The sequence below is a fragment of the Mesorhizobium sp. M7A.F.Ca.US.006.04.2.1 genome (genome assembly GCF_004022915.1).
Lineage (GTDB): Bacteria > Pseudomonadota > Alphaproteobacteria > Rhizobiales > Rhizobiaceae > Mesorhizobium > Mesorhizobium ciceri.
The window spans coordinates 1-1,228 of record NZ_RZQA01001269.1 but is presented as its reverse complement, the minus strand read 5'-3'; the positions used below and the strand labels follow the sequence as shown (position 1 = coordinate 1,228).

The 1,228-nt window shown below is 64.0% G+C and carries 1 protein-coding gene and 1 pseudogene; one reads left to right on the top strand and one right to left on the bottom strand.

From position 1 onward, the window contains the following. The coding region (locus EN925_RS36525) for an oxidoreductase (RefSeq protein ID WP_128337399.1) at window positions 1–848 on the bottom strand (848 nt) is incomplete at its 3' end. 225 nt (window positions 849–1,073) lie between these two features. On the opposite strand from EN925_RS36525, the pseudogene EN925_RS41255 reads away from it, so the two are divergent. Then, window positions 1,074–1,228, top strand: a pseudogene (locus EN925_RS41255) (GDP-mannose pyrophosphatase); the annotation flags it as partial.

Below are 1,228 nucleotides of genomic sequence, written 5' to 3'. Positions count from 1 at the left end.
TGATAGCCGGGGCCGGTGGGCAATTTCTGCAACGGCGAATTGCCGCCGCTCGAACAGCAGAGATAGGCAACGCCCTCGTCCTTCAGCGCTTTGGCCACTTCGATCGCGTCCGCCACGTCGAAGCCGCCGTCGACCCAATCCTTCACGGACAGCCTTGCGCCGAGCATCAGCTTTGGCACCGCCTTGCGCACCGCCTTGGTGATTTCGACGGCAAAACGCATGCGGTTTTCCAGCGCGCCACCCCAGCGGTCCGTGCGCTGGTTGGACAAGGGCGACAGGAACTGGAAGATCAAATAGCCATGCGCGGCGTGCAGTTCGAGGAAATCGAAGCCGGCGCGTTCGGCTCGCCTTGCCGCCTCGGCGAAGCGCTCGATCAGCTGTAGGATCTCCTCGTCCTCCAGAGCGTGCGGCACGTTCCAGCCGGTGTCGTAGGGGATGGCCGAGGCGGAGACGGTCTGCCAGGGATCCTCGTTTGGCTGCAGTGGTCCGCCGCCCTCCCACGGCTTGCGGTTCGAAGCCTTGCGGCCGGCATGGGCGAGTTGGGAGCCGAATTTCGTGCCGGGTGCGGCGACGCGTCGTGCAGCGTCCAGCGCGCGGCGGGCGGCCGCTTCATTGTCTTCGGAGTAAAGGCCGAGGCAGCCATGGGTGATACGCCCGCGCCGCTCGACATCGGTCATCTCGACCGTGACCATGCCGGCGCCGGACATTGCGAGGTTCATCCAGTGATGGAGATGCCAGTCGCTGGCCGAGCCGTCCTCGGCGGAATACTGGCACATCGGCGCGACGGCGATGCGGTTGGGGAAGGTGAGGCCGTTGAGAGTGATCGACTGGAAAAGCGACGCTGTCATGAGAAACTCCGGGAGGGTTCGCAGCTATTTAGGCGACCGATGGCGCCTGCGCCAGACACGAGGCGGTGAAAGGGCTTCTGGACCAATCACGGGCGGGATTGCCGAAATGCCGGTTCGCGGCTACGCCTCGGCCAGGCATGTCTCCCAAAAGTGGCTCCGGTTTTGGGAGAACGACAGGCATAAACAGGAGCATGAAGCGCGACGCGCTTTAGCATGGAGACCGGGATGGAAGATCGTATTCGCGTCCGTTCGGAGGAAATCCTCTCCGACGACTGGGCCATCCTGAAGAAGACCGTCCTCGACTACCGCCGGCGCGACGGTCAGTGGGAGACGCAAATCCGCCAGACCTATGATCGCGGCGATGGTGCGGTGATCCTGCC